At 43.2% G+C, this 5,810-nt stretch carries 8 protein-coding genes and 1 pseudogene; 7 read left to right on the top strand and 2 right to left on the bottom strand.

Annotated elements, in window-relative coordinates; all coding sequences use genetic code 11:
* Window positions 1-631: pseudogene (locus ACVBIO_RS21260) on the bottom strand (signal recognition particle-docking protein FtsY); the annotation flags it as partial.
* A gap of 225 nt (window positions 632-856) precedes the next feature.
* On the opposite strand from ACVBIO_RS21260, the gene rsmD reads away from it, so the two are divergent.
* A complete protein-coding gene (gene rsmD / locus ACVBIO_RS21255; RefSeq protein WP_447164642.1) occupies window positions 857-1,486 on the top strand; it encodes a 16S rRNA (guanine(966)-N(2))-methyltransferase RsmD in 630 nt (209 codons plus the stop codon).
* Entirely contained in the window at window positions 1,487-1,768 is a 282-nt protein-coding gene (locus tag ACVBIO_RS21250) for a DUF1145 domain-containing protein (protein WP_447158959.1), read from the top strand.
* A gap of 536 nt (window positions 1,769-2,304) precedes the next feature.
* Here the strand turns inward: ACVBIO_RS21250 and ACVBIO_RS21245 are convergent.
* On the bottom strand, window positions 2,305-2,868 hold the full coding sequence (locus ACVBIO_RS21245) for a NapC/NirT family cytochrome c (RefSeq protein WP_447158960.1): 564 nt from the start codon (window positions 2,866-2,868) through the stop codon (window positions 2,305-2,307).
* Window positions 2,869-3,255: 387 nt separating this feature from the next.
* Here ACVBIO_RS21245 and ACVBIO_RS21240 point away from each other — a divergent pair, with 387 nt between their 5' ends.
* The 5 genes from ACVBIO_RS21240 to ACVBIO_RS21220 form a co-directional block, all read left to right on the top strand.
* Window positions 3,256-3,729: a hypothetical protein gene (locus ACVBIO_RS21240; protein ID WP_447164635.1), complete on the top strand. Its 474-nt coding sequence runs from the start codon at window positions 3,256-3,258 to the stop codon at window positions 3,727-3,729.
* A 260-nt stretch (window positions 3,730-3,989) separates the two neighbouring features.
* A complete protein-coding gene (locus ACVBIO_RS21235; protein ID WP_447173390.1) occupies window positions 3,990-4,409 on the top strand; it encodes a DUF2057 family protein in 420 nt (139 codons plus the stop codon).
* Window positions 4,410-4,526: 117 nt separating this feature from the next.
* The gene (locus ACVBIO_RS21230; RefSeq protein WP_447158963.1) at window positions 4,527-4,943 is read left to right on the top strand and encodes a hypothetical protein; all 417 of its coding nucleotides are present in this window, start codon (window positions 4,527-4,529) and stop codon (window positions 4,941-4,943) included.
* Window positions 4,944-5,088: 145 nt separating this feature from the next.
* The gene (locus ACVBIO_RS21225) at window positions 5,089-5,523 is read left to right on the top strand and encodes a heavy metal-binding domain-containing protein (RefSeq protein WP_447158964.1); all 435 of its coding nucleotides are present in this window, start codon (window positions 5,089-5,091) and stop codon (window positions 5,521-5,523) included.
* 24 nt (window positions 5,524-5,547) lie between these two features.
* Window positions 5,548-5,810, top strand: a 263-nt coding sequence (locus tag ACVBIO_RS21220; protein WP_447170087.1) for a heavy metal-binding domain-containing protein, incomplete at its 3' end; no start/stop codon positions are given.

Here is a 5,810-nt window from a genome sequence, read left to right as displayed (position 1 = left end):
CTTCTGCCACGGCGGCATTTTCAGCCGCAATACGTGCAGTCTCAGCTTGAGCCACTTGCTCTGCAGCAACTCTTTGAGCTTCAGCTTCTGCCACGGCGGCATTTTCAGCCGCAATACGTGCTGACTCAGCTTGAGACACTTGCTCTGCAGCAACTCTTTGAGCTTCAGCTTGTGCCACGGCGGCATTTTCAGCCGTAATACGTGCAGTCTCAGCTTGAGCCACTTGCTCTGCAGCAACTCTTTGCGCTTCAGCTTCTGCCACGGCGGCATTTTCAGTCGCAATACGTACAGCCTCAGCTTGGGCTGTTTGCTCTGCAGCAACTCTTTGCGCTTCAGCTTCTGCCACGGCGGCATTTTCAGCCGCAATACGTGCTGACTCAGCTTGAGCCACTTGCTCTGCTGCAATACGTTCAGCTTCAGCCTGCTCTGCAGCTAGGCGAGCCTCTTCTGCAACTCTTTGCGCTTCAGCTTGTTCGGCAGCAAGATGCTCAGCTTCAACTCTTGCTAACTCAAGTTTTTCAGCTTCTTCTAATTCAAGCTTTTCAGCTTCTAATTTCGCCGCTTCTACAGCCTGCGCTTCTTCTTTAGACTTATCCTTGCGGAACCAGGAAAAAAAACCTTTCTTTGCCATGTGTTATACCGGTGCTCAAATAGCTGTACATAAATGCATTAGGGTGGAGGACGTTATATCAAAAATCAGCTTAGATTACGCAGATAAAAGCAGCAAAACCGCCATTCATACGGATTCTAACAACGGCTTTTTACCTTTTAGCTGTGCTTTGATATAAAATAACGACCTGAATTCAGACGGCATAGTCTACCACTTTCTTTCATTAGGCAAAATCACGAGGACACCATGGTCAAAAAAAGACCTTCTAGCGGTCAAGTTAGGATTATTTCAGGCCAGTGGCGCTCTCGAAAGTTGCCCATTCATGACCTTGAAGGGCTACGCCCAACCACAGATCGCGTTAGAGAAACCCTATTTAACTGGATTGCTAACGATATTCGCGGTGCACGCGTACTCGACTGCTTTGCAGGGAGTGGCGCACTGAGCCTTGAATCACTGTCGCGATACGCAAGTTACGCGAAGATTTTTGAGCTACAAGCCCAGGCTGCGAAACAGCTCGTGGCCAACTTAGCCACGCTCAAGTGCGATAACGCAGATGTGATTAAAGGTGATAGCTTAGCCTTGCTGGCGAATAAACCTAGCGAAGGCTTCGATCTGGTTTTTATCGACCCACCTTTTAGAAAGTCACTCGCCGAGAAGAGTATTACGCTTATCGAGCAGCACGAATGGCTTAATGACAATGCACAGATCTACGTAGAAACAGAGAGTGAAATCGCGATGTTAACCGTACCCGCGAGCTGGAGTTTGCTAAAAGAGAAAAAAGCAGGCCAAGTGATCTATCGTTTGTATCAATACTCTGCAATAGCACTTGAAGAAGAAATTGATAATTCAAATAACGATGCACAGGAAACGAACTAAATGAAAGTTATGTTAATTCTAGGGAAAATCGTCACCGCATTTGCTTGGTTGATGATGCTATATAACATAGCTTTCCCCTTTGAAGGTGGCATTGCAGTGGCTCTTAATATTCTGTTTGTAATGACAATATTGATGCACTGCTTTCAAACCTTCATTTTCCACAGTTTATTTAGCCAACTTTTAACACTAAGAAAAAGCGATTATCTGCAGGTATTCCTATTCGGTGTATTTAGCTTACTGCAATACCGCAAACAAGTGTTAGATAAGCAGGTTAAAGCCTAGGTTCTAGGTTCTAGGTTCTAGGTTCTAGGTTCTAGGTTCTAGGTTCTAGGTTCTAGGTTCTAAGTTCTAGGTTCTAGGTTCTAGCAACAGTCGAAACAACACAGGCAAAACGGCATCAGCTTTTTTGCCTTTTCCGTCTTTTCCGTCTTTTCCGTCAGCATAGCGTTCCGTAAGTGACGCAGTCACGTTCCCTAGGCCGCTGGCCGATCGTCTAAGCCTTTCCTAGGACCTTTCTTCGCTTTGCATTTGTAGGTCGGCATTTATGCCGTCAGCTCGTAATGAACGGTTCGAGTAATAAATGATTAACGTATTGATGGATCAAAGCCCAACCTGCAGAAAAATCCTAGCCCGCAACTCAATAAAGGCAAACCATCTCAGGCTTATCTAGCTTTTCCGTCTTAGCTTTCCCTAGGGTCTTTATCTGCTTTTCCTAGCGCCTTGTTAGATTTTAAAAACAAAAAAGCCCCAATTAAGGGGCTTTTAGCGATTAACTTGAAGAGTTAGCAGGCTTAGCTAACTCTAGGTTTGCTGGCGTATTATCCCTTAGGATAAACGTGAGCAACACCTTTGTGACAGTCTACACAAGTCTTACGCTTGTCTTCAGCTTTCTTGAAGTTGTTAGCGTGCATTCTCTTCGCCATCTTGCTCATAGCTTCAGGCTGGTCCTCGTAGATACGAGTGTGACAGTGTCTACAGTTAGCAGAGTCATTGCCTTTGAAATACTTAAGCGCTAGGTCAGCCTGCTCTTTACGGTTTGCATCCAACCACTCTTGAGTGTTGAAACCGTCAATCGTTAGGTAACCGTATAGATCTTTAGATACGATGATCTTCTTCACTAGGTACTTAACTGGGTTGTGTGGAAGGTGACAATCTTGACATTGTACCGTAACACCCGCGCTATTACCGCCGTGAGGTGAAGCAAGAACTTCTGCTTTCAACGAATGGTTGCTGTGACAGCTCATACAGAATTCATCTGTACTTGTAGCATGTAACGTTTGCTGTGTAGCAAAATAGCCTACAACACCGACAACTACACCGATAACTAGCAAGGCTAGAATCGAATATTTTGCGCTAGGTTTAAATAGTGCTCGCCAGTTCATCACTCTTCTCCGAATATTTAATTTTTATATCGATGTAAGTTAACTTCATCGCTATTTATGCCTTCCAGTATAAACTAGATCCTACTCATTGATCTGGAACTAAAAGTGCAAAATGAGACATGGCTCTAACTCTGTTTTCTGAGCCCTCAATTGCTCACATTATATGCACATTTACTAAAGCTACTCTAAAGCCTTGATTGCCGCAAGGTTAATAGGCTATCAAGCTGATATTTGAGCAGTATAAATTCTTTAGTTTGAAAATCTTTTAGATGTAAAAGGAGGCATGCCATACATCTAAAATCAAAAAAATTATGAATAATGAAACTTTATCTATAAAACCTAGGTCTTCTAATTACATCAACTTGATTTGGTCACATTAAGGTTAGCATGCGTAAGCAAATTGTATATTTAGCATTTTTCATCTCACTGGTAGGGCAGTTTATCTTGTCTCCAGCGATGGCGATGCCAAAATTTTTGCATGCCAGCTCACACGTTTATCAACCACACGTCTCCGAAAATAATCAGCCCCAAGCTTCACTCATACCCACAGCAGAACTCATAGCTGAAAGTTTTCGACTGCCCCATATTGCGGACTCGCAGATTAGCTGTGATTCAACAGCACCAAATTTAGACCTAGATGGTTTAGGCGATTTTAGCTTAGTTGAGATTGATTGTGACGCCCTATGCGAGCTGTTAGGGGCGGATAACTGTGTATCCCACTATGTATCGGCTCCAGGCATTATGGAGCAAGAACAATTTACCACTAGCGCCCAAAGTTCTACGGCCAGTGTACAAACGGTTTTTTGGTCTTTACAGACTGCTGAGTTGTCGCCCATCAATCCCCCTCCCATCAGTCTTTAAGCTTTATCTCAACTTAATCCATATTGAGCGCCTAGCAATACAGCGCTTAGCATTACAGAAATATTGCGCCTTTGCTGTCACACATTATTGATAGCTGGCCAGTAGCGCACTGTCTCATATCATGTTGGCTTTAACTGGTAATGATTTTTAGAACGCTCATTTGAGCCAAAACAATTACCCCTGCATCGATTGCAGAAACACTCTTTGAAGCCGAAGAGATATTCGCATTAATAACGACTTAATTTAGTTTGGAGTTTATTATGAAAAAGTTTATTGCTGTTATCGCACTATCACTCACCAGTTTCATCTCTTCTGCTGCATCGGTGTCCTTTCCTGAGTCTATAGAAGTACTCGCTGTTAACGGACTAAGTAAAGTCGATAGCCGCTACCTAGATCTCGACAATCGTCCCAATCTGATCGAGGTTCAATATCGTGATCTTTTTGATATCAACGCCGAAGATTCTAACTGGGTTAAATCAGAGCTGCTTTATCTATACATTGATTTTAATAGCGGGGCTAATTACGAGGCGCTCACTCCGAGCATTTTGTCTGAAGCAGATGCTTATCAATTTATCGATAATCCGACCATTCAATTAACTGACAGTATGGGAGGACAGCAACAAGTCAGTCTAATGACTCATGGTCAACTTATGACAAAGTTACTACTATCAAAACAATAGGATATTCACGCTATAACTTATAGAGATGGCACATTGAACAGATAAAATTGTGAAGTTTATCAATGTGCCACATAATTCCTATGATAGACTTATCGCAACTTATTGTTTGGATACATCATGCTTAGCATATTCCGTCGACATACATTACTAGCCCTAACGCTACTCGCTTTGCTGAGTCAGCTAGTGCTATCTAATGGATCCTTGATGGTACCCAGTGCGATGGCTGGTGATATGCAAATGATGAGTATGCAAGACGGAACTGAATGTCATCAAGTTCAAATGGATGAAGGGGCTCATTGCTGCGATTCTGAAGAACAAATGCAAATGCTTCCCGGCAATTCAAAAGATTGTTGCAACGGCAATGGATCATGTCAGAGCGACTGCAACCATTGCTTGGTTATTTCAGTAACAGGTACCCTGCTTAGTGCGTCACCTTGGCCAGGTTTCACCACTTCCGAAATTGTAACGGCCACTCCAATGCCTCATTTCCACTCTATTTCATTGCCACAAGATTTAAGACCTCCAATCGCTTAAACAGAGGCTATACGTCTCTTCGTATACATCTGTTCGCGGATCAGAAACCGTTATTAATCTTAATCAGCAATTATTTTAGCCGTTAATTGTTCTGTTGCTTATGCTAAGCACAGCCATTCGGCCATCTCTATGATGGAGTAGAATTATGAAAACCCTTATAAGTTTAGCCTTATCTGCCTTGTTAATGTTGTCTTGGACAGGCACTGCGTCAGCAAATGAGCATCATCACGGTGCACATAAAAACCAACATGCAGTACAAAACCAAGCTTATGCTTGCCCAATGCACCCAGAAGTAACTGGTACGAAAGGTGATTCTTGCCCTAAGTGCGGTATGGATTTAGAAGTCACAAAAACGGCAGCTAAAGCCCATAACCAAAACTGTGATTCTTGCCCTAATAAAGAGTCGTGCCCTAATAAAGCTAAAAAACACCAGAAACATATGAGCAAACATACCCATGCATGCCCAATGAACCCAGCTATTACAGGTCAAGCAGGCGATAGCTGCCCTAAGTGTGGTATGGATTTAGAACCTGTCGCTACTGGCGATAAAGCGACTAAATCAGCTCACACGCATCACTAATCATTAGGGTGGAGATAAGGCATTATGAGTTTATTTAAGATAAAGAAAATACGCCAAACTGCCGTTTGTGCATTAAGTCTAATGATGGCATCAACCCCACTCATCGGATTTAGCCAAACAGCAGAAACAGCCAATAGACAACACACTCAAGCTCACCAGCATGAGTCTAATCAAGATGGAGCAGAGTATTACTGCCCCATGCACCCAGAGGTGACCAGCCATGAGCCCGGTCGCTGCCCAGAATGCAAAATGTTCCTCGTTAAAGATGAAGAGCAAAGTGACCACTT

This window comes from Shewanella sp. 0m-8, from assembly GCF_052977265.1.
The sequence above is the reverse complement of the archived record's forward strand: the minus strand, read 5'-3'. Positions and strand labels throughout refer to the sequence as shown.